Source organism: Paenibacillus algicola (assembly GCF_005577435.1).
GTDB classification, from domain to species: Bacteria; Bacillota; Bacilli; order Paenibacillales; family Paenibacillaceae; genus Paenibacillus_AQ; species Paenibacillus_AQ algicola.
The window spans coordinates 779,038-799,679 of sequence record NZ_CP040396.1 but is presented as its reverse complement, the minus strand read 5'-3'; the positions used below and the strand labels follow the sequence as shown (position 1 = coordinate 799,679).

The 20,642-nt window shown below is 53.8% G+C and carries 17 protein-coding genes; all 17 read right to left on the bottom strand.

The annotated features are described in order from the left end of the window. Positions 1-60: 60 nt before the first annotated feature. The 17 genes from E6C60_RS03615 to purE all read right to left on the bottom strand — a co-directional run bounded on the left by E6C60_RS03615 (position 61) and on the right by purE (position 20,475). Positions 61-519, bottom strand: coding sequence for a hypothetical protein (locus E6C60_RS03615; protein ID WP_138224576.1), 459 nt, complete (start codon positions 517-519; stop codon positions 61-63). 88 nt (positions 520-607) lie between these two features. After that, positions 608-2,644 carry a methyl-accepting chemotaxis protein gene (locus tag E6C60_RS03610; protein ID WP_138224575.1) on the bottom strand — a complete coding sequence of 679 codons (2,037 nt, stop codon included), beginning with the start codon at positions 2,642-2,644 and terminating at the stop codon, positions 608-610. A gap of 146 nt (positions 2,645-2,790) precedes the next feature. Next, a complete protein-coding gene (locus tag E6C60_RS03605) occupies positions 2,791-3,633 on the bottom strand; it encodes a sugar ABC transporter permease (RefSeq protein ID WP_138224574.1) in 843 nt (280 codons plus the stop codon). Beyond that, positions 3,633-4,946: a sugar ABC transporter permease gene (locus tag E6C60_RS03600; RefSeq protein ID WP_138224573.1), complete on the bottom strand. Its 1,314-nt coding sequence runs from the start codon at positions 4,944-4,946 to the stop codon at positions 3,633-3,635. The genes E6C60_RS03605 and E6C60_RS03600 overlap by 1 nt, the downstream gene beginning before the upstream one ends. 92 nt (positions 4,947-5,038) lie before the next feature. After that, positions 5,039-6,346 carry a sugar ABC transporter substrate-binding protein gene (locus tag E6C60_RS03595; RefSeq protein ID WP_138224572.1) on the bottom strand — a complete coding sequence of 436 codons (1,308 nt, stop codon included), beginning with the start codon at positions 6,344-6,346 and terminating at the stop codon, positions 5,039-5,041. A gap of 500 nt (positions 6,347-6,846) precedes the next feature. After that, positions 6,847-8,115, bottom strand: coding sequence for a phosphoribosylamine--glycine ligase (gene purD, locus E6C60_RS03590; protein ID WP_138224571.1), 1,269 nt, complete (start codon positions 8,113-8,115; stop codon positions 6,847-6,849). A gap of 116 nt (positions 8,116-8,231) precedes the next feature. Beyond that, positions 8,232-9,779: a bifunctional phosphoribosylaminoimidazolecarboxamide formyltransferase/IMP cyclohydrolase gene (gene purH / locus E6C60_RS03585; RefSeq protein ID WP_138224570.1), complete on the bottom strand. Its 1,548-nt coding sequence runs from the start codon at positions 9,777-9,779 to the stop codon at positions 8,232-8,234. Positions 9,780-10,019: 240 nt separating this feature from the next. Then, the gene (purN, locus tag E6C60_RS03580) at positions 10,020-10,637 is read right to left on the bottom strand and encodes a phosphoribosylglycinamide formyltransferase (RefSeq protein WP_138224569.1); all 618 of its coding nucleotides are present in this window, start codon (positions 10,635-10,637) and stop codon (positions 10,020-10,022) included. Further along, positions 10,637-11,677, bottom strand: a complete 1,041-nt coding sequence (purM, locus tag E6C60_RS03575; protein WP_138224568.1) for a phosphoribosylformylglycinamidine cyclo-ligase — start codon at positions 11,675-11,677, stop codon at positions 10,637-10,639. The genes purN and purM overlap by 1 nt, the downstream gene beginning before the upstream one ends. Before the next feature lie 231 nt (positions 11,678-11,908). Further along, positions 11,909-13,387, bottom strand: coding sequence for an amidophosphoribosyltransferase (gene purF, locus E6C60_RS03570; RefSeq protein ID WP_138224567.1), 1,479 nt, complete (start codon positions 13,385-13,387; stop codon positions 11,909-11,911). Continuing rightward, positions 13,372-15,615, bottom strand: a complete 2,244-nt coding sequence (gene purL / locus E6C60_RS03565) for a phosphoribosylformylglycinamidine synthase subunit PurL (protein ID WP_138224566.1) — start codon at positions 15,613-15,615, stop codon at positions 13,372-13,374. Before purL ends, purF begins: the two co-directional genes overlap by 16 nt. After that, complete coding sequence (gene purQ, locus E6C60_RS03560; RefSeq protein WP_138224565.1) at positions 15,593-16,282, bottom strand: phosphoribosylformylglycinamidine synthase subunit PurQ; 690 nt, start codon at positions 16,280-16,282, stop codon at positions 15,593-15,595. Before purQ ends, purL begins: the two co-directional genes overlap by 23 nt. Before the next feature lie 5 nt (positions 16,283-16,287). Further along, positions 16,288-16,533 (bottom strand): phosphoribosylformylglycinamidine synthase subunit PurS, encoded by a 246-nt coding sequence (gene purS / locus E6C60_RS03555; protein WP_138224564.1) that lies wholly within the window; start codon positions 16,531-16,533, stop codon positions 16,288-16,290. Between the two features lie 34 nt (positions 16,534-16,567). Further along, the gene (locus E6C60_RS03550) at positions 16,568-17,467 is read right to left on the bottom strand and encodes a phosphoribosylaminoimidazolesuccinocarboxamide synthase (RefSeq protein WP_138224563.1); all 900 of its coding nucleotides are present in this window, start codon (positions 17,465-17,467) and stop codon (positions 16,568-16,570) included. Positions 17,468-17,516: 49 nt separating this feature from the next. Further along, positions 17,517-18,812 carry an adenylosuccinate lyase gene (gene purB, locus E6C60_RS03545; RefSeq protein WP_138224562.1) on the bottom strand — a complete coding sequence of 432 codons (1,296 nt, stop codon included), beginning with the start codon at positions 18,810-18,812 and terminating at the stop codon, positions 17,517-17,519. After that, a complete protein-coding gene (gene purK, locus E6C60_RS03540) occupies positions 18,809-19,993 on the bottom strand; it encodes a 5-(carboxyamino)imidazole ribonucleotide synthase (protein WP_138224561.1) in 1,185 nt (394 codons plus the stop codon). Before purK ends, purB begins: the two co-directional genes overlap by 4 nt. Then, entirely contained in the window at positions 19,990-20,475 is a 486-nt protein-coding gene (gene purE / locus E6C60_RS03535; protein ID WP_138227612.1) for a 5-(carboxyamino)imidazole ribonucleotide mutase, read from the bottom strand. The genes purK and purE overlap by 4 nt, the downstream gene beginning before the upstream one ends. Between the last annotated feature and the right edge of the window lie 167 nt (positions 20,476-20,642).

Sequence of the window (20,642 nt, the reverse complement as noted above, 5' to 3'; positions counted from 1 at the left end):
AACCGGTGAAGCCATCCACCGATTCGCCCCGAGGGGGCTGGTCTTTTGTTGTGTATATTTTTATGAGGCTGGTGCAACATTCGTGGGAAGAATTAAGATTTTCCATTCACCTTGTTCGTCCTTTACGACCGGTAAGGTAATCTTAAATGCTCCATTCGTTTGATTCTTAACAGCCAATTGAACATCGTATTGTTCCTGAAACTTCTTGCTGTACAAGCTTGATTGCCCGGAATCTCCTTCTGATATACCTTCTACGTTTATGCTGTAGATGATATCCTCTTTAGCCGCAGCTTCGTAACCCTTCCTCTGACTTTCAGCATTTTCGTAGCGTGTGTCAATCACTAGCTCCATAGCCGATTCAATATCTCCAGATTGAATTGCTTCAAAATATGTTTCGAAGATATTTTGAACCTCCTTTTCTTCCGGCAGCGAAGCTTTGCTTGTGGTATTGAAGTAGAAAAAAGACGCAGCAGCAACAAACAAAGTTACAACGGATATGACATAACCTTTCTTTTTCATGCTTTTCCCCCTTCTTATTTTGTAATTTATTGTATTTTAACACAAATAAATTAAAATAAGAGGTATATTGATACTTTTACTTATGCGCTTATGTTCTAAACTTCACCAGCGATTCCTTCAGCTGCTCCGACAGCTGCTCCAGCTGACCGGACAGGCCCACGAGCCGTTCGCTTACTTTATGCTGCTGGGACGCCATGGAAGCCACCTCCTCGGTCGCCGCACTGCTCTCTTGAACGATGGAAGCCGCCGAAGCGATCGAGCCGGTCAGTTCCTGCTGAGCATCTAGCAGCTCCTGAATGGAATGCGTTGAGCCCTGAATTTCAACCAGGAAGTGATCCATCTGCTTCTGCACATTATGAAATCTCTCCTGTGCTTCACCTACCGACTGCAGCTGCTCATCAAACAGCGGAGCGGAGCGATTCAGTGTTTCCACGGTATGCTGGACCCCCTCTTGAATTTCCCGGGTCATGCCGGCAACGGTATGAATCGAGCGCTTGGAGGAATCCGCCAGCTCCCGAATTTCATCCGCCACGACCATGAAGCCCTTGCCCGCTGCTCCTGCCCGGGCAGCTTCAATCGTCGCATTCATGGATAAAATATTCGTCTGCTTCGCAATCTCATTCATCAGCTCCAGGATTTTGTGGATCGAGGAGGCTTTGTCCTTCAGCTGCTCCGCACGCTGAACCATCTGCTGATTCACCTGATGAATCTCCTCCGTTTTTTCTACCAGATGATGCATATGACGACTTCCTTGGCCCGCAACCTGCAGCACCCGGTCTGCCGCTTCCTGCATCACCTCATGAGACTGCGTAACCCGACCCATCTGAACCCCGATATGCTCGGCCAGAGCATTTTCATTCTCCGCCTGCTGGCTGAGGCTGCCGGCACCCTGAGCGACCTGCTCCATCGCCGCCGCAATTTCACCAGCCGTCTGGGAGGTCGAGCGGGATACATCGGCCAGCTCCTCCGCAGTAGCCAGCACCTGTACGGCTGAAGCCCGGGTCTGATCAGCCAGGCCCGAAATCTGCTCCATCATCCGGTTAAAGCTCAACCCCAGCCTTCCAATCTCATCCTGCCGGTGAGGAAACGAGGTCCGTACCTTCAAGTTGCCCTGTTCTCCCTGCTCCATCAATAAGCACATATCATTCAGCGGCTTGCCAACATGCCGCATCATGAACCACCCGAGGAGCAGGGCAATCCCGATGGCTGCCGCAATGACTGCTAACGTCACCCATAACAGCTTGTCCGCCGCCTGCAAAAAATCATCCGTCGGTGCATATCCCGCCAGCACCCATGGCGCTGTGCTCATGGCTTCTACCACGACCATTTCATCCTGGTCCGTATAAAAAGCTCCCTGCTCCGCTTCATCCTGCTGCGGGAGCTCAAGATCAGATTGGCTCATCAGCAGCTGGGCATCCGGATCATGGACGATCCGTCCTTCCGCTGTCACCATACGGATGCTGCCGCTCTCGCCGATCTGAATATTGGACAGCATGTCTCCGATCGCCCGTTCCTTGACGTCAATCACGAGCACATAGGTGGCCCGTGGGAAGTTGAGGTTCTTCAGCAGCCTTCCCATGCTTATCGATGCTTTCGTTTCATTGCCCATAAAGCCTTTGATTTCTGTCGGGAACCATACTACCTGCCCGTTCGCCTTCACAATGTGCTCCATCTTGGCCTGTATCGCTTCAGAGGAGGTCGTCCCGGAGGAGCCTACCGAGCTGTAGGAGGTCGAGGTGCTAAGATCCAGTGACACCAGGCGCACCCCCTGCAGCTTGCTGTCCATCTGCACAGCGCCGTTCAGGCGCTCCCGGATCCGAGCCTCGGCGGCTGTCTTGTTCACAATGCTCACTGCAGGATCGCTGACAATGACCAGATCCTCCCTCAGCAGAGTATCCACAGCCAGCTGCTTGGAGATTCCTTCATATTGTGAGAACAGAAAATCCACCTTGTCCGCTGCCTGAGCCAGCTGTCCCGCGGTCGCCTCCGACACCTGCTCCAGCACAATGCTGCGGGAGACAGAGAGCGCGACCCAGCCCAGCACCGAAGTGAGCAGCAGCACTGCTGTAAAAAAGATCATAAACAGCTTCATCCCGACCGACTTGAATTGTAAGCGCTTTAACATACTCGTATGTACCCCCGATTATTTAGAATTATGCATAAAGAGACACAGCATCTTGTACGCTGTGTCTCTCCATGATGTCGCTTATGCCAGTATAGTAAGCTCTATTCAACGTTATAGGCGTTGTCGTAAGTTCACGATGTCTTTCCTTATCCCTTGCTCGCGCCGGCAGTCATACCATCCACCAGCAAGCGCTGCAGGAAGACGAACAGTATCGTAATCGGCAGGGCAATCAATACAGATGCAGCCGCAAACAGCGTAAAGTTACTGTTCTGCTGAGAGTTTACGAGATCCCACAGTCCGACGGCCAGGGTCCAGTTTTCTTTCGTCCGCAGCACCAGGCGGGCAAAGATGAAGTCCACCCATGGACCAACGAATAAGGTCAGACCCATGTACGTAATCATCGGCTTGGAAAGCGGCAGAATGATTTTTCGGAAAATCTGGAAGTTGGTAGCTCCGTCAATCTTGGCGGCTTCATCCAGGCTCCGCGGAATGGTATCCAGGAAGCCCTTCATAATTAACGTTCCGCCTAGCGGCGCACCCGCCGCATACACGATGATCAGCGCCATATGCGTGTTCAGGAGATTCAGAGAATTCAGCAAAATGTAAATCGCAATCATACTCATGAAGCCCGGGAACATACCCAGTACGAGAATCGTAGACAGTGCGTTCTTCCGTCCCTTAAAGCGGAAGCGGGAAACCGAGTAGCTGGTCAGAAGCACGAGCAGCGTACCGATGACCATGGATAGCACGGCAATTTTTAACGTATTAGCATACCAGGTTGTAAACATAAAGGTGTTTGAGGTGAACAGCTCCTGGTAATGGCTCAGGGTAAAGGCTTCCGGAATAAATGTCTTGCTATACAGCGACTTTCCGGGACGGAAGGAAGACAGCACGACCCAGGCAGCCGGATAAATACAACCGATGGCGATAATCACGAGCAGCAGGTAGCTGAACGTCAGGCGAATGGTGTTTTTCAGCTTGATTCCCATTATTGGATCATATCCTCCTCTCGGAACGATCTGGAACGACGGTAGTTGTAAATCGAGAAGCTGGCAATAATCAGGAAGATAATGATGCCGACCGCAGACGCCATATTATAGCGCTGCTGATCCAGTGTCAGCTTGTAGAGCCAGGTGACAAGCAAATCGGTAGCTCCGGCATACTGATAGTCGCCGACGACCGGGTTACCGTTGGTCAGCAGGAAGATCGCATTAAAGTTATTGATGTTACCGGCGAACTGTGTGATCAGCACGGGTGCTGTCGAGAACAGGATCATCGGCAGAGTAATAATTCTGAATTTCTGGTAACCGCTTGCTCCATCGACTTCGGCAGCTTCATACAAATCCTTCGGAATTGTGGTCAATACACTCATGATCAGCAGCATGGATACAGGGATGCCGACCCACATATTAACGACGATAACCGTAACCTTTGCCCAGAAGGGATCTGTCAGCCATGGCAGGCCATTTAAACCGAAGTATTTAAAATACTGATTAATCGGGCCGAATTGACCGTTGAACAGATTCCGCATCACGAGCAGGGAAATCAGCTGTGGAATCGCATAAGGAATAATCAGGATGACACGCCACATGCCTTTGAAGCGAATGCCTTTTTGCTGAATCAGCAGGGCAACGAGCATGCCTCCGAAATAGGTCGTAACCGTGGCTAGCACCGCCCAGATCAGCGTCCAGGTTAATACGCCATAGAAGGTATGGCTCCATGATTTAAGCGCTACCAGGCTGGTAAAGGTTTCAAAGCCGACCCAGTCCACCAGCTTCGCCGGAGGCAGGTTATTCGGCGCTGAATAGTTGGTAAATGCCAGCATGACCATGAATATAATCGGCATCACCGTAAAGAACAAAATGCCGAATGCAGGCAGCGTCAGAAAGGATTGTGCAAATTTGACTTCAAAAATATAGTTAAGGGTGTCTTTCATCGTGTTGGGCTTCTCGCCCAGATCCCTTTGTTTTCCTGCGTTATAAGCGTTCTTGATGTTTGCGTAATAAGCGATAAGATACAGAGCAAGCAGAATCAGAACAATCAGCCCTTCAATCAGGAGATTGATGGAATGATCTCCCGGCACCAGCTTGGTCAGGCCATCCACCTTCTCAAAGCGGTTGCCTTGCTCTCCCAGGGTTGTAATTCCCCACAGGGCATCTCCCAGATTGTTAAAGAAAAAATAAAGGCTTCCCGCCCCGATCACAGTTAAAATAATGCCTTTCATCCATTGACGATTATACAGTTGGCCCAAGCCCATACAAACTGCTGATAATATGGCTGCGATCATTCGATGTTGACGCATTCTCCATCCATTCTCCTCTCCGTATAATCGAGGAATCACCCGCCGGCCCGCGGCGGGTGAACATCTTTGTACGTTATTCTATAGGGTGCTGCTTACTTCGCTGCGCCGCTGTTCAGCTCTTTCAGCTGATTGACTGCGTTGTCCAGGGAAGCTTTAATGTCTTTGTTGTTATCCCAGATTTCTGTCAGTGCCGCTCCCACCGGAGACCATACATTGTTCATCTCAGGTACGGAAGGCATTGGTACAGAGCTGTTGAACTGCTCTGTGAACGCGGACAGGTACGGGTCGTTTTTAATTTGATCGGATTCCTGAGCTGCTTTGTTGGTTGGTACGGAGCCTACGAGCTCGCTCAGCTTCAGCTGGTTCTCTTCATTCGTTGCGAAGTTTGCGAAGAGACGGGCAGCATTCGGATATTGGGAGTTTGCATTGACGTACCAAGCTTTAATACCGGACAGGGATACAGCCGGCTGACCTGCGATCGTTGGAATCGGTGCTACGCCCAGCTTGTCGCCCAGTGCTGCTTTGTAGCCTGCCAATTCCCAAGGACCGTTAATGTCGATGGCCAGGTCGCCTTCATTAAAGAGTGCACGCTTGATGTCCGGAGTGATGTCACCAGCTTTGACGGGCAGAATTTCATTCAGGCTTTGGTAAACCTCCATGCTCTTTACAGCGCCTTCATTGTTGATCCCGATATCATTCACATCTGTACCGTTGCTTCCGAAGATGTAGCCGCCGTTGGAAGCCAGGAACGGATAAGTGAAGTACAGGTTACCCGTTTCCCACATGATCGCATACTTGTTTTTCGTGTTGTCAGTGAAGCTTTTGCCAAATTCAATAACGTCTTCGAAGCTTGCAGGCGCTTCCTGAACCAAATCCTTGTTGTAGTACATCAGGTAGGTTTCAGCTGCACGAGGGTAGCCATACAGTACGCCATCGAAGGATGCGCCCTGAATTGCTGCTTCAGAGTTTGCTTCTCTCGTCTCTACATCGAAGTAGTCATTTGGCAGTACCAGATTGGAGGATACCGCTCTACCCAGCTGGTCATGCGGGAAGATCACAACGTCAGCGGCGAGGCCGGATGGTCCATCCTGTGCCAGCTTAGTCAGCTGATCCGTTGGAGCCAGCTCTTCCAGGGTAACTTCTACACCATATTTTTCGGTAAATGCTTTTATAACTTCATCCGTGTAAGCTCTTTCGTCTTTACTTTCCCAAACGACCAGCTTAGCGCCTTCTTCAGGTGCCAGCTCTGGGGAATTGGCTGGTGGAGCTTCCGTCTTTGGTGTATTTTCAGCAGGTGTTGGAGTTTCCGGAGCTGGAGCTGCTGTGTTGCCTCCGCATGCTGTGATCGAGAATGCCATAGTGAACGCAGCGGCGAGTGTCATAACCTTTTTCATCTTCATTCTAAAATAACCCCTCTCAATAATGTTCTTGAATCACCTTGGAACTCTGCGCAAACGATTTCAGAAAACTTTCAAGCCCATTGTAGTTTATGTAGGGCGAAACCGTTTCCCAAGACTTTTTTAATGAGAAAGCGCTTCATTCACTAGAAACATCATACACCATGCGCAAGTCTTTGTAAAAACGTTTGCACAGACTGAAAATCCAGATTAATTGTTCATTATCTCCGTTTTTCTCCCTATATCGCTTTCTTATGCAGTATATCTAATTTTTCGCGAAATTATACTGAGAATTGGACAAGATCTGCTCCTGTAACGGATTGATACGCCTCTCCATTTGAGCAATCGTTTGCATTAGCGAAAATTTCATGCGCTACGACTTATAGTAGCCTATAATCAACGTGCTGGAGCTCCAAATTAAAAAGGCTGTCCTCCTGTGTAGCACTTGGAGAACAGCCTTTTCTAGACGCAATGCCCATATTTCAGCCTTCAGGACCGGGAAGCTATTTCAACGCTTTGGCAGCAATATCGGTACGGAAATGCTTGCCTTCAAATGTAATGCCTTCGGCACGCTGATAAGCATTGTCACGGGCTGAAGCAATATCCTCACCCAGACCCACAACGCCCAGCACCCGGCCTCCGCTTGTGACCACCTGACCTTCAGCATTTAAGGCCGTCCCTGCATGAAAGACCATGGACGTATCATCCGTCGATTCCAGGCCGGTAATCGGCAGTCCCTTCGGATACGAGGCCGGATAACCGCCGGACGCCAGAATAACGCAGACTGCTGCTTCTTCACGCCATTCCAGCTCCAGCTCTGCAAGTGTACCATTGACCGCTGCAAGGAACACTTCAAGCAGATCCGTCTTCAGTCTCGGCAGGACGACCTGCGTCTCCGGATCGCCAAACCGGGCGTTGAATTCGATTGTCTTCACGCGCCCTTCCGGCGTAATCATCAGCCCTGCGAACAGCACGCCGCGGAACGGCCGGCCTTCAGCGACCATCGCTTTGGCTGTCGGCTTAATGATCTGCTCGACCGCTTCTTCAATGACAGAAGACGGAATATGAGGCAGCGGGGAATAGGTTCCCATACCGCCCGTGTTCGGTCCCTTGTCTCCGTCATATGCCGGCTTATGGTCCTGGGCTGCCGACATGGGCTTGACCGTCTCTCCGTCGACAAACGCCAGGATCGACATCTCCTGTCCCTCTAGAAACTCCTCAATGACGACACGGCTGCCAGCCTCACCAAACACCTTGGACTGCATAATATCCTGCAGCGCCTGCTCCGCCTCTTCCATCGTATGAGCGACGGTTACCCCTTTACCGGCGGCCAGCCCGTCAGCCTTAATGACGATCGGCGCCTTCTGGCTGCGCAGGTAGGTCAGTGCTTGCTCGTAGCTGTCGAATTTCTCATATGCGGCGGTCGGAATGCTGTACTTGTGGAGCAGATCCTTCATGAAGGTTTTACTGCCTTCAATTTCGGCTGCATTTTTACGGGGTCCAAATACGGCCAGGCCCGCGTCCTCCAGCACGTCAACGATGCCATCCGCGAGCGGGTCGTCCGGTCCGACGACAACCAGCCCGACCTCTTTCTCCAGTGCGAATGCCTTCAGCTTTTCAAACTCACCGACTGCGATGGGCACACACTCCGCCAGCTGCGCGATGCCGGCATTGCCCGGCGCACAATAAATACTCCCCGCCTTCGGGCTTTGGGCCAAAGCCCAGACGATTGCATGCTCGCGGCCGCCGCCGCCGATTACCAGAATATCCATGGGTTCCCTCCATATGCGGAAATGCCGTCTCCCGAGGGATAAACGGCATTTCCGTGTGAATTTGGTCATACCTAGCCTGCTAGCTGCCAAAGTGAATCGTTATAGCGCGGCAGGGCTTAGTGCTTGAAGTGCCTTACGCCGGTAAACACCATGGCGATGCCGTTCTCGTTAGCAACCTTGATCGACTCTTCGTCCTTGATCGAGCCGCCGGGCTGAATAACAGCAGTAATGCCTGCTTTCGCCGCCAGCTCCAGAGTATCTCCCATCGGGAAGAACGCATCGGAAGCCATTACAGCTCCCTGAGCCTTCTCTCCTGCCTGCTCAATCGCAATCCGCGCTGAACCGACACGGTTCATCTGACCGGCGCCGACACCGACGGTCATATCATCTGCTGCCAGAACGATGGCATTGGATTTCACGTGCTTAACAACCTTCCACCCGAACAGCAGCTGCTTCAGCTCTTCCTCTGTCGGTTGACGCTCTGTGACCACCTTCAGCTCCGCAGCATCCAGAGAATGCACGTCACTTTCCTGCACGATCATCCCGCCCTCAATGGACGTTACGTTCAGGGATGATGTGCGCTCCTTCGCCGAACCGAACTCACCCATTTTGAGCAGGCGCACATTCTTCTTGCGGGTTAACAGCTCCAGCGCTTCCGGCGTGAAATCCGGAGCGAGGATAATTTCGAGGAAAATATCCTTCAGCAGCTCGGCAGTCTCTGCATCCACGGTCCGGTTCGCGGCCACAATACCGCCAAAAATCGAGGTTGGATCGGCATGATACGCCTTCTGGTAAGCCTCCAGCACCGTTGCACCAACGCCAACACCGCATGGATTCATATGCTTGACGGCTACGACAGCCGGCTCGTCAAATTCCTTAACGATCTGCAGTGCTGCGTTCGCGTCATTAATATTGTTGTAGGACAGCTCTTTCCCGTGAAGCTGCTCTGCCGTTGTCAGCGTACCGGCTGGAGCAAGCGGCTTGCGATAGAAGGCAGCCTTCTGATGCGGATTCTCGCCATAGCGCAAATCCTGGATTTTCTCAAAAGTAACACTGAGACGCTCCGGCAGCGGATCGCCGGTTACATTCGACAAATATTCGGAGATTAAGGTGTCGTATGCGCCGGTGTGGCGGAACACCTTGGCTGCAAGGCGTTTGCGCGTTTCCAGCGTCGTATCGCCGCTTGCTGAAACCTCTTCCAATACGGAAGCATAGTCCGCTGCATCAACAACAACACTGACAAACGCGTGATTTTTTGCTGCAGAGCGCAGCATGGTTGGACCGCCGATGTCGATATTTTCAATTGCGTCCTCATACTCAACATCCGGCTTCGCAATTGTTTCCTGGAACGGATACAAATTGACGACCACCAGATCGATATAGTCCAGTCCAAGCTCCTGCATCTGACGCTGATGCTCACTGCTGTCACGAATGGCAAGCAGGCCGCTGTGCACCGCAGGATGCAGTGTTTTGACACGTCCGTCCAAAATTTCCGGAAAGCCGGTTACGTCCGAAATACCGATGACCGGCACGCCTTCCTTCGCCAGCAAGGATTTCGTTCCGCCTGTAGAAATAATTTCGACGCCTAATGCAGACAATTCGCGGCAAAACTCCACGATACCTGTTTTGTCAGAGACGCTGACCAGCGCTCGTTTGATACTCACTATGGATTCCTCCTAATTTATGCAAAGTTCCCTAAACACTGCCTTACCAGCGATAAATGCTGTCGAGAAGGAAGATATGGGGCAGTATTTCCCGAGAAATATGTAACCTGCCCGGCAGTATTCGGGGCTTTATTCAGAATGCCTGAAGCTCAATCGGACTTTATATAATTGCAGCCCAGATTGAGCTAAAGGGCTATTGCATGGACTGCTGCAGAAGGTCGGGCTGAGCGCCTGATCTCCTTAACGCAGCGGCAGCACCGTCACCTGACGTCCCTCCAAGATAATCCGCCCCTGAGCAAACCAGGAAACGACCGCTGGATAAAGCTGCTGTTCCGCAGCATGAATACGCTCTGTCAGGGCGGCTTCTTCTTCTCCGGGCTGGATGTCCAGCGCCGTCTGGGCAATGACCGGTCCGGTATCCATGCCCCCATCGACAAAATGCACGGTCACTCCCGTCACCTTTACACCGTATTCCAGTGCTTGTCCGATTGCGTTCTTGCCTGCAAAAGCCGGCAGCAGTGACGGATGAATGTTGATCATCCGTCCGCTGTACGGCGCTACCAGTACGGAGGTCAGCAGTCTCATATAGCCTGCCAATACAATGAGATCTACGCCCCGTGCTTCCAGCTGACTCAGAATCTCGCGTTCATAATCCTCCCGCTGGTTATAGTCCTTGGGCTGAAACAGAAACACCTCGATTCCGGCATTTCGGGCACGCTCCACAACCGGGGCGTTCGGCTTGTCCGACACAAGCAGGACGATTTCCGCCTGCAAGCTCCCCTTACGCTGCGCATCCAGCAGCGCCTGAAAATTGCTCCCGGTGCCGGAAGCAAACACGGCGATCCGGTAAGAGCCCATTAAACGTCCGCCCCTGAAAAGGTCACAATCCGCTCGCCTGCTGTAACCTGTCCCAGCACGTACGGTTCTTCTCCTGCAGCCTTCAGCAGCTCAACAGCTTGTTCTGCCTGGGCGCTGGAGACAACGATCACCATGCCAATGCCCATATTAAAGGTTGTGAACATATCTTTATTCGAGATTCCGCCTTGCTCCTGCATCAGCTGGAAGATCGGCAGAATCGGCCAGGAGCCGTATTCGATATTGACATTGACGTCTTCTGGCAGCATCCGCGGAATGTTCTCGATAAAGCCTCCGCCTGTAATATGCGCCATGCCCTTAACCTCTACCTCTTTCATCAAGGCCAGCAGCGGCTTCACATAAATCTTGGTCGGTGTGAGCAGCACGTCCCCGAGACGGCCTCCCAGTGCTTCAATGTCCTGATCCAGCTTGTAGCCAGACTGCTCCAGGAGCAGCTTGCGTACGAGCGAAAAGCCGTTACTGTGCACGCCGCTGGACGCCAGTCCAATGACCGTGTCGCCGGCAGCGATGCTTTGGCCAGTGATCATTTTGCGCTTGTCCACGATGCCTACCGTAAAGCCGGCGATATCATATTCGCCTTCGCTGTACATTCCTGGCATTTCCGCGGTCTCGCCGCCGATCAAGGAGCAGCCCGCCTGGTTACAACCGTCTGCGATGCCTTTCACGATGGATTCAATTTTTGCAGGAATGACCTTGTCACAGGCCAGGTAGTCCAGAAAAAAGAGCGGCTCTGCACCCTGCACCACGACATCATTGACACACATCGCTACAGCATCGATCCCGATCGTATCATGGCGGTCCATCGAGAATGCGAGCTTCAGCTTGGTGCCTACGCCGTCGGTACCGGAGACGAGAACCGGCTCTTCATATTGATCCTTATTCAACTGAAACAAAGCGCCAAATCCGCCCAGATCCGTCATGACCTCCGGCCTGAACGTTGTTTTGACGTGTTTTTTCATCCGTTCTACCGCTTCATTGCCTGCCGCAATATCGACTCCGGCGTTTTTATAAGTATCAGACACGCGCGAAACACTCCTTTAAAGAAATTAATGGATACGTATTTGATGACACAGACAGAACCATCCGGCCAGTCCAGCAGGAATCCACAGGACTTCCTTTTCAACTGCCGGATGATGTCCGTGCCGGTATCAAGCGTGTTGCTTTATGGCTTGAATCATTTATGGAATTAACTTCATTGCATGCAGGATACCAGATCATAGGTGCACTGGTTGTTGAAAGCTAAGCCGCATTCCTTAACAGCTGCACCCCATCTTCTCTTCCCCGCCGAAATCAATCTGTGTCGGATACTCATTATCGAAGCAGGCCAGGCACAAGCCGCCCTTCGGGCTGTTCTCGTCGTAGCCCCCAATGGCCGATATGAGGCCATCCGGCGTCAGAAAGGAGAGGCTGTCCGCGTTAATTTCCCGGCAGATCTCGTCCACGCTCTTGGAAGAAGCAATCAGCTCCCTCCGGTCCGGCGTGTCGATGCCGTAGAAGCACGGATTCTGGAACGGCGGCGACGTAATCCGCACATGCACCTCAGTCGCTCCGGCCTCACGCAGCAGATTCACGATTCTCCGCGACGTCGTTCCACGCACGATCGAATCATCAATCATGACTACCCGTTTGCCTTCCACGACCCGCCGTACGGCGCTGAGCTTCATCTTGACGCCCTGCTCCCGCAGCTCCTGGCTGGGCTGAATAAACGTTCTGCCCGTGTACTTGTTCTTGATCAGTCCCAGCTCGTACGGAATACCGGTCTGCTCGGCATAGCCGATGGCAGCGGAGATACTGGAGTCCGGAACTCCGGTAACGACGTCGGCATCCACGAAGGATTCCAGCGCCATCCGGCTGCCCATCCGCTTGCGGGCGGAATGCAGGTTCGAGCCGTTCATGTCACTGTCCGGACGGGAGAAATAGATATACTCCATCGCACACAGCGCTTTTCTGCCGGCTTCGGTATAGCGGTCCTCGTGCAGTCCGTCAGCATCCAGCACCAGCAGCTCGCCTGGTGCAATGTCGCGGACCGGCTCGGCACCGATGACCTCCATCGCGCAGGTCTCCGATGCGAAGACGTAGGCGTCTCCAAGACGCCCCATCGTCAGCGGACGCAGACCGTTCGGATCCGAAGCCACAATCATCTTATCGCCCGTCATCAGCAGAAAGGCGAATCCGCCTACCAGACGCTGCAAAGCATCCTTGGCTGCTTCAACAAAATTTTTAGGGGACCGGGCAATAAGATGCGCGATGACCTCGGTGTCGCTGGTCGTCTGAAAGATGGAGCCGGAATCCTCCAGCTCCCGGCGCAGTGCCGGTTCATTGACGATGTTGCCATTCGTAGCAATCGCAAGATTACCCTGGCGATATTTAAAGACGAGCGGCTGGGCATTCGTAATCTGGCTGTCGCCGCTCGTAGAGTAGCGGACATGTCCGATAGAGCGGTCTCCCTGCAGAGACTCCAGCAGCTCCCGCCCGAACACCTCTTTGACGAGCCCCATGCCGCGATGATAACGGAACTGTACACCGTCCGCTACACAAATACCGGCACTTTCCTCACCGCGGTGCTGCAGAGCATGCAGTCCGTAGTAGGAGAGTGAAGCCGCGTCGTGATGTCCGAACACGCCGAACACCCCGCACTCCTCCTTCAATTTATCAAAGACGCCGTCCTTGCCGCTGCCTTCGTTGTAATAATCGCCAGTCCATAAGCCTTCAGGCATTATTTCATTCGGCATGGGATGGCATCCTCCCAGACGGCTTTCAAAGCCTCCACGGGTTCTTGTACCGCGGAAGCACCGTTGATCGAAATATGCAGCTCGCTGCCGCCAACCCGTCCGATCGCAGCAAACGGAACGCCGGCTTCCTTCAGCAGCTGCTCCAGATTGGACTCATTCCCCGGGGTAACCGAAACGATAATCCGGGACTGGCTTTCACTGAAGAGCGTCATGTCATTTCTGAGCTCACTCTGCAGCTCAATGCTTGCGCCAACCTGTCCGCTGATGCAGCTCTCGGCCAGAGCAGCGGCAAGTCCGCCCTCGGATACGTCATGCGCGGAGCAGATGAAGCCGGACTGGATACCTGTCAGCACGCCGCTGAGCAGTCTTTTTTCCTTAGCCAGATCAAGCGCCGGCGGACGTCCCTCGGAAACGCCGTGGATTACCGATTGGAATTCACTTCCGCCCAGCTCCGCAAATGTTTCGCCCAGCAGATACACCAGATCGCCTTCCGCCTTGAAGTCCTGTGTCGTGATATGGTCTACATCATGAATCAGACCGACCATGCCAACGACCGGCGTCGGGTAAATCGCTCCCTTGGCATTTTCGTTATACAGGCTGACGTTACCGCCGATGACCGGAGCATTCAGCTCGCGGCATGCTTCTGCCATACCGTCAACAGCCCGCTCCATCTGCCAGAAGATTTCTGGCTTCTCCGGAGATCCGAAATTCAGGTTATCCGTAATGGCCAGCGGCTCTGCGCCGGAGCAGACGATGTTCCGCGCTGCTTCACTGACAGCAATCTTGCCGCCGGTTTCCGGATCCAGATATACATAACGGCCGTTGCAGTCCGTTGTCATAGCCAGCGCCTTGCGTGTGCCGTCCACGGTTACAACCGCAGCGTCCGAGCCCGGACGTACTGCCGTGCTGGTGCGTACCATATAATCGTACTGGTTGTATACCCAGGCCTTGCTCGCAAGGCTAGGGGAGCCCAGCACCTTTTTCAACGCGCCGCCAAGGTCTGTGACTTCCGCATAACGTGTCGTATCCACCTTGGCCTGTTCGGCGAAGTAAGCCGGCTCCGAGGAAGGCTTGTTATACACCGGGCACTCATCCACGAGCGCCGTAACCGGCATATCGCCGACCACCTCACCGTGATGGAACAGCTTCAGGCGGCCGTCGTCTGTAACCTTGCCGACCTTCGCACAAATCACGCCCCAGCGTTCAAAAATTTCCCGCGCCTGCGCTTCATCCTTCGGCTCAACAACGAAAAGCATACGCTCCTGGGATTCCGACAGCATCATCTCATAAGGCGTCATGCCTTCTTCGCGCTGCGGAACCTGATCCAGATACAGCTCCAGGCCGTTGCCGGCTTTACTTGCCATTTCAGCACTGGAGCACGTGAGGCCGGCTGCTCCCATATCCTGAATGCCCAGCACGATCCCGGAGTCGATCAGCTCCAGGCACGATTCCATGACAAGCTTCTCCATAAACGGATCGCCAACCTGAACCGCAGTACGGTTCGCTTCCGATTCCTCAGTCAGCTCTACCGAAGCAAAGGTTGCTCCGTGAATGCCGTCACGGCCGGTAGGAGGTCCTACATAGAAGACCGGGTTACCTACACCCTTGGCGACACCGCGCTGAATTTTGTCATGGTCGATGACGCCGACACACATCGCGTTTACAAGCGGGTTGCCTTCATAGCTCTCATCGAACACTACCTCACCGCCGACGGTCGGAATCCCGATGCAGTTGCCGTAGCCGGCGATGCCGGAAACGACGTGCTCAAACAAATATTTCACCCGATCGCTCTCTAGCTTGCCAAAACGAAGCGAGTTCAGAATCGCTACCGGTCTTGCACCCATGGAGAAAATATCACGGATAATGCCGCCGACTCCGGTCGCTGCGCCCTGAAACGGCTCTACAGCGGAGGGGTGGTTATGGCTTTCGATTTTGAATACAACGGCCTGATTGTCGCCGATGTCAACGATCCCTGCGCCTTCGCCGGGTCCCATCAGCACGCGCGGACCGCTCGTTGGAAAACGGCGGAGCAGCGGCTTGGAATTTTTGTAGGCACAGTGCTCGGACCACATGACGCTGAATACGCCAATCTCCGTATAATTCGGCTTGCGTCCCATGAACGAACAGATCAGATCATACTCGCTGTCCGACACGCCCATCTGCTCATATAGTCGGTGTTCCGCAATCTGTTCTGCGGTAGGTTCTTTAGCGGACACTTGCTGCGCCATGTGTATCCCTCCAGGTCTGAATGATGGATGTAAACATTGCCTTTCCGTCTTCCGAGCCAAGCAGGCTGGACACCGCCCGCTCCGGATGCGGCATCATGCCCAGCACGTTGCCACGCTCGTTGCAAATGCCAGCGATGTCCGCAACGGAACCGTTCGGATTGTCGCTGTACGTAAATACGATCTGGTTACGGTCACGCAGCTGCTGCAGTGTCTCTTCATCACAGTAGTAGTTGCCTTCTCCATGTGCGATCGGGATGACGATCTCCTGTCCCTCACTATAGTGGCGGGTAAATGGAGTTTCGTTGTTCACGACCTTCAGAACGCTGTCATGACAGCGGAATTTCATCGATTCATTGCGGCGCAGAGCGCCTGGCAGCAGGCCCGCCTCCGTCAAGATCTGGAAGCCATTGCAAATGCCCAGAATAAACTTGCCCTGCTCTGCTGCCTTCGCGACCTCGCTCATTACCGGAGCGAAGCGGGAAATGGCGCCGCAGCGCAGATAGTCGCCGTAGGAAAAGCCGCCGGGTACCAGAATGGCATCATATGCCGACAGGTCGGTTGCGGTATGCCAAACGTAATCAACAGGCTCACCAACCGTTTGCTCTACCGCCTTGTAGCAGTCAATATCACAGTTGGAGCCGGGAAACACGAGTACTGCAAATCTCATGATACTTAGCCCTCCAGTTCGAAGCGGTAATTTTCAACCACGGTGTTGGCAAGCAGCTTCTCGCACATGACTTTCAAACGCGCTTCCGCCTCTTCACGGTCATCCGTATTCAGCTCTACTTCCATATACTTGCCGATCCGAAGGCTTTCCACTTCCTGAAAACCCATGGAATGAAGAGCGCCCTGAACGGCAACTCCCTGTGGATCCAAAACGCTCTGCTTAATGGTGACATAGACCTTTGCTTTTAACATGTCTTTGATGTTCCTCCTCGGTATCGTATAGGAATTAAGAGTTTGATTGAACGGGTGCCGTAATGCGGCGGTAAATATCGGTATACCGGCGAGTCGTCTCTTCAACGACACCGGCCGGAAGCTCCTCCGGCTTGCTGTTCTTGTCCCAGTCGGTTCCCGCCAGGTAGCTGCGGACCGGCTCCTTGTCCATGCTGTCAATTTCAATATCCAGCTCGTACTTGCTCTGATCCCAGAATCTTGAGGAATCGGGAGTGAAGATTTCATCAATGAGAATCACCTTGCCGTCCAGCAGGCCGAATTCGAACTTGCAGTCTGCCAGGATGATGCCCCGCTCGGCGCAGTAATTATGGGCATAGTGGTAGAGCATCAGGCTTTTCTCCTGCAGCTCCAGTGCGAGCTCTGCCCCCACCATGTCCTTCATCGCATCCATGGAGATATCCTCATCATGGCCGACGTCGTTCTTGGCTGCAGGCGTAAAGATGGGCTCTTTAAAGGCCTCATTCTTCCGCATGCCTTCCGGAAGATGAATGCCGTTGATCTCTCCGGTGGACTGGTATTGCCGCCAGCCTCCTCCGGTAATGTAGCCGCGGACCACACACTCAATATCAATGCGCTCGGCCCGCTTGGACACCATCACTCTTCCCTCCAGCGCCTCCGGGTCCTTGACGATTGCGCCTAATGCATGAACATCGGTATGCACCACGTGGTTATCCATGAGATGCTTCGTAAGGTCAAACCAAAAAGCGCTGAGCTGGTTCAGCACCGTTCCCTTGGCGGGAACCGGCGGGTCCAGCACGTAATCAAACGCCGAGATGCGGTCCGTGACCACAATCAGCAGATGTTCCCCAAGATCATAAAGCTCTCTGACCTTGCCTTTGTACAGCAGCGGCGCATCAATCAGATCCACAGCTGTGGACAGTGCGCGAGATCCCATATTCTCCACTCCCTTTGAAGGGGCAGCTCCAGCCGGAGCCGCCTTACTTCTATTTCAAGCCCAGCTTGTCAAAAATCGTATCCACATGCTTCAGATGCCATGAAGGATTGAACGCATCCTCAATCTCCTCTGCACTCAGCACTTCAGTAATTTCCGGCGTGCTCTCCACAATCTCGCGGAACTGGCGCTGCTCTTCCCACGCCTGCATCGCTCTCGGCTGCACTGTATCGTAGGCCTGCTCCCGGCTGAAGCCCTTGTCGATCAGCTTCGTCATGACGCGGCCGGAGAACGGAACACCGAATGTACGGGCCATGTTGCGCTTCATGTTGTCCGGGAACACCGTCAAATTCTTCACAATGTTGCCGAAACGGTTCAGCATGTAGTTCAGCAGCATGGTTGCATCCGGCAAAATGATCCGCTCCACGGAGGAGTGTGAAATATCGCGCTCATGCCACAGCGGCACGTTCTCATACGCTGACACCATATGGCCGCGGATGACGCGGGCCAGGCCGGAGATGTTCTCCGAGCCGATCGGGTTGCGCTTGTGCGGCATTGCCGAGGAGCCCTTCTGCCCCTTGGCAAAAGCTTCCTCCACCTCCCGGACCTCACTCTTTTGCAGCGCGCGGACCTCGGTAGCGAACTTGTCCAGAGACGTCGCGATCAGCGCCAGCGTCGCCATATATTCCGCATGGCGGTCACGCTGCAGCGTCTGGGTGGAGATCGGAGCCGCTTTTGTACCCAGCTTGCGGCACACAAACTCCTCTACGAACGGATCAATGTTCGCGTATGTGCCAACTGCGCCGGAGATCTTGCCGTACTGCACCGCATCTGCGGCGTGGCGGAAGCGCTCCAGATTGCGGACCATTTCCTCATGCCACAGCGCCATCTTCAAACCGAAGGTCGTCGGCTCGGCATGAACGCCGTGTGTGCGTCCCATCATCGGGGTATGCTTGTAGGAGAGCGCCTTCTCGCGCAAAATGTCGATGAAGCGCAGCAGATCCTGCTCCAGAATTTCATTAGCCTGCTTCAGCAGATAGCCGTTGGCCGTGTCCACAACATCTGTGGAGGTCAAACCGTAGTGAACCCATTTGCGCTCATTGCCCAAGCTTTCCGAGACTGCGCGGGTAAAGGCAATAACGTCATGGCGCGTCTCCTGCTCGATTTCGTAGATCCGGTCAATATTAAAGGAAGCATTCTGGCGCAGGGTGACGGTATCCTCTTTCGGAATTACGCCCAGCTCTGCCCAAGCCTCACAGGCGCAAAGCTCAACCTCCAGCCAGGCTCTGAATTTGTTCTCCTCGGTCCAAACGGCCCGCATTTCCGGTCTGCTGTAACGTTCAATCATTGATTCAGCCTCCAAATATTAGTCTGCTCGATCCATTTCAACGCATCTTCCACATCACCGCACAGCAGGTTGATATGTCCCATCTTGCGGCCGTGCTTGCTTTCGCTCTTTCCATATAAATGAAGCTTCGGCACGATGCCAAGCGACTCTGCAAGTTCATCCTTGCCTGTGAGGCGCTCCACAGCCGGCTCGACATGCTGGCCCAGCAGGTTCACCATCACAACAGGACTCAGCAGCGCGGTGTCCCCGAGAGGAAGGCTGCAGATCGCACGCACATGCTGCTCAAACTGTGAGGTAGCACAGGCTTCCATCGTATAGTGACCCGAGTTATGCGGCCTAGGAGCCACCTCGTTCACATAAATATCGCCCTGGTCTGTCAAGAACATTTCAACGGCCAGCAGACCAACAGCTTCTAAGCCCTCTGCTACCTTCTCCGCCACCTGGCAGGCCCGGCGCTGAACCTCTGTAGAAATTCGGGCGGGCACAATGGATACGTGCAAAATATTGTCTACATGCACATTCTCCGCCGGCGGGAAGCTCTTGACCTCACCAGCCGGTGTTCGCGCTGCAATGACAGAAATTTCACTGCTAAAGGTGATGAATTTCTCCAGCACGAGCTGTGTTCCAGCTGCTGCCAGAGTGTCGTAGGCTTCAGCCAGCTGGCCTTCTTCCCGCAGCACCGCCTGTCCCTTGCCGTCATAGCCGCCTGTTGCGGTCTTCAGCACACAGGGCAGGCCCAGAGCTGCGGCAGCAGCCTGAAGCTCCTCAAGACTCCGTATCTCCCGGTAAGGAGCAACCGGAACGCCAGCAGCTTCAATCGCCGCCTTTTCCCGCAGACGATTCTGCGTCGTATAGAGCAGCCGGCTGCCTTGAGGAACATAGGACTGCTCTTCCAGCAATGAAGCTACGGCTGCGTCAACATTCTCGAATTCATAAGTGATGACATCTGACCTGGAGGCCAGCTCCGCAGCCGCCTCACGGTCAGAGTAGGACGCCGTAATCTGCGGAGCCAGCTGGCCCAGCGGACAATCCGGGACGGGGTCCAGCGTCATGAACCGATACCCCATCTTCATTCCGTCCAGAGCCATCATGCGGCCGAGTTGACCGCCGCCGAGCACCCCGATGACGGAGCCTGGCGGAAGCACTGGAGCAGCTTGTCCTTCATTGATACGTTTGCTCATAACAGGTCACTGCCCTTCAGCACCTCATCGCGGGTGCGGTCACGCCGCTCCTGCACCTTGGCCCGGATCGCCTCATCGGCGGTTCCGAGAATCTGGGCGGCCAGCAAGCCTGCATTCACTGCCCCCGCGCGGCCGATCGCCACCGTTGCTACCGGCACGCCGCCGGGCATCTGCACGATGGACAGAAGAGAATCCAGACCGTTCAGCGCTTTCGACTGCACCGGCACGCCAATCACCGGCAGCACGGTCTTCGCCGCCACCATACCCGGCAGATGGGCTGCCCCGCCCGCTCCGGCAATAATAACGCGAATGCCCCGTCCTTCTGCCTCTTCAGCATATTTAAACATCAAGTCCGGCGTCCGGTGGGCGGATACCACTTTCTTCTCATAGGGGATGCCTAGCTCCTCCAGCACCTCGCATGCGTGGGACATCGTATCCCAATCCGATTGACTGCCCATAATGACTGCTGCTTTTACCGACATCATGCACCTGCTTTCTCAGGATTCAACTATACTTAGCTATTAAAAAAATCCGGCTCTTTCTGCAGCTGTGCAGAAGGACCGGACTTCCAAGGGAACACCGGACCTGCTCTATGATGAAATCATAATGGCGATTAAAGTCCGGGCACAAAAAATACCTGTCAGGGCGG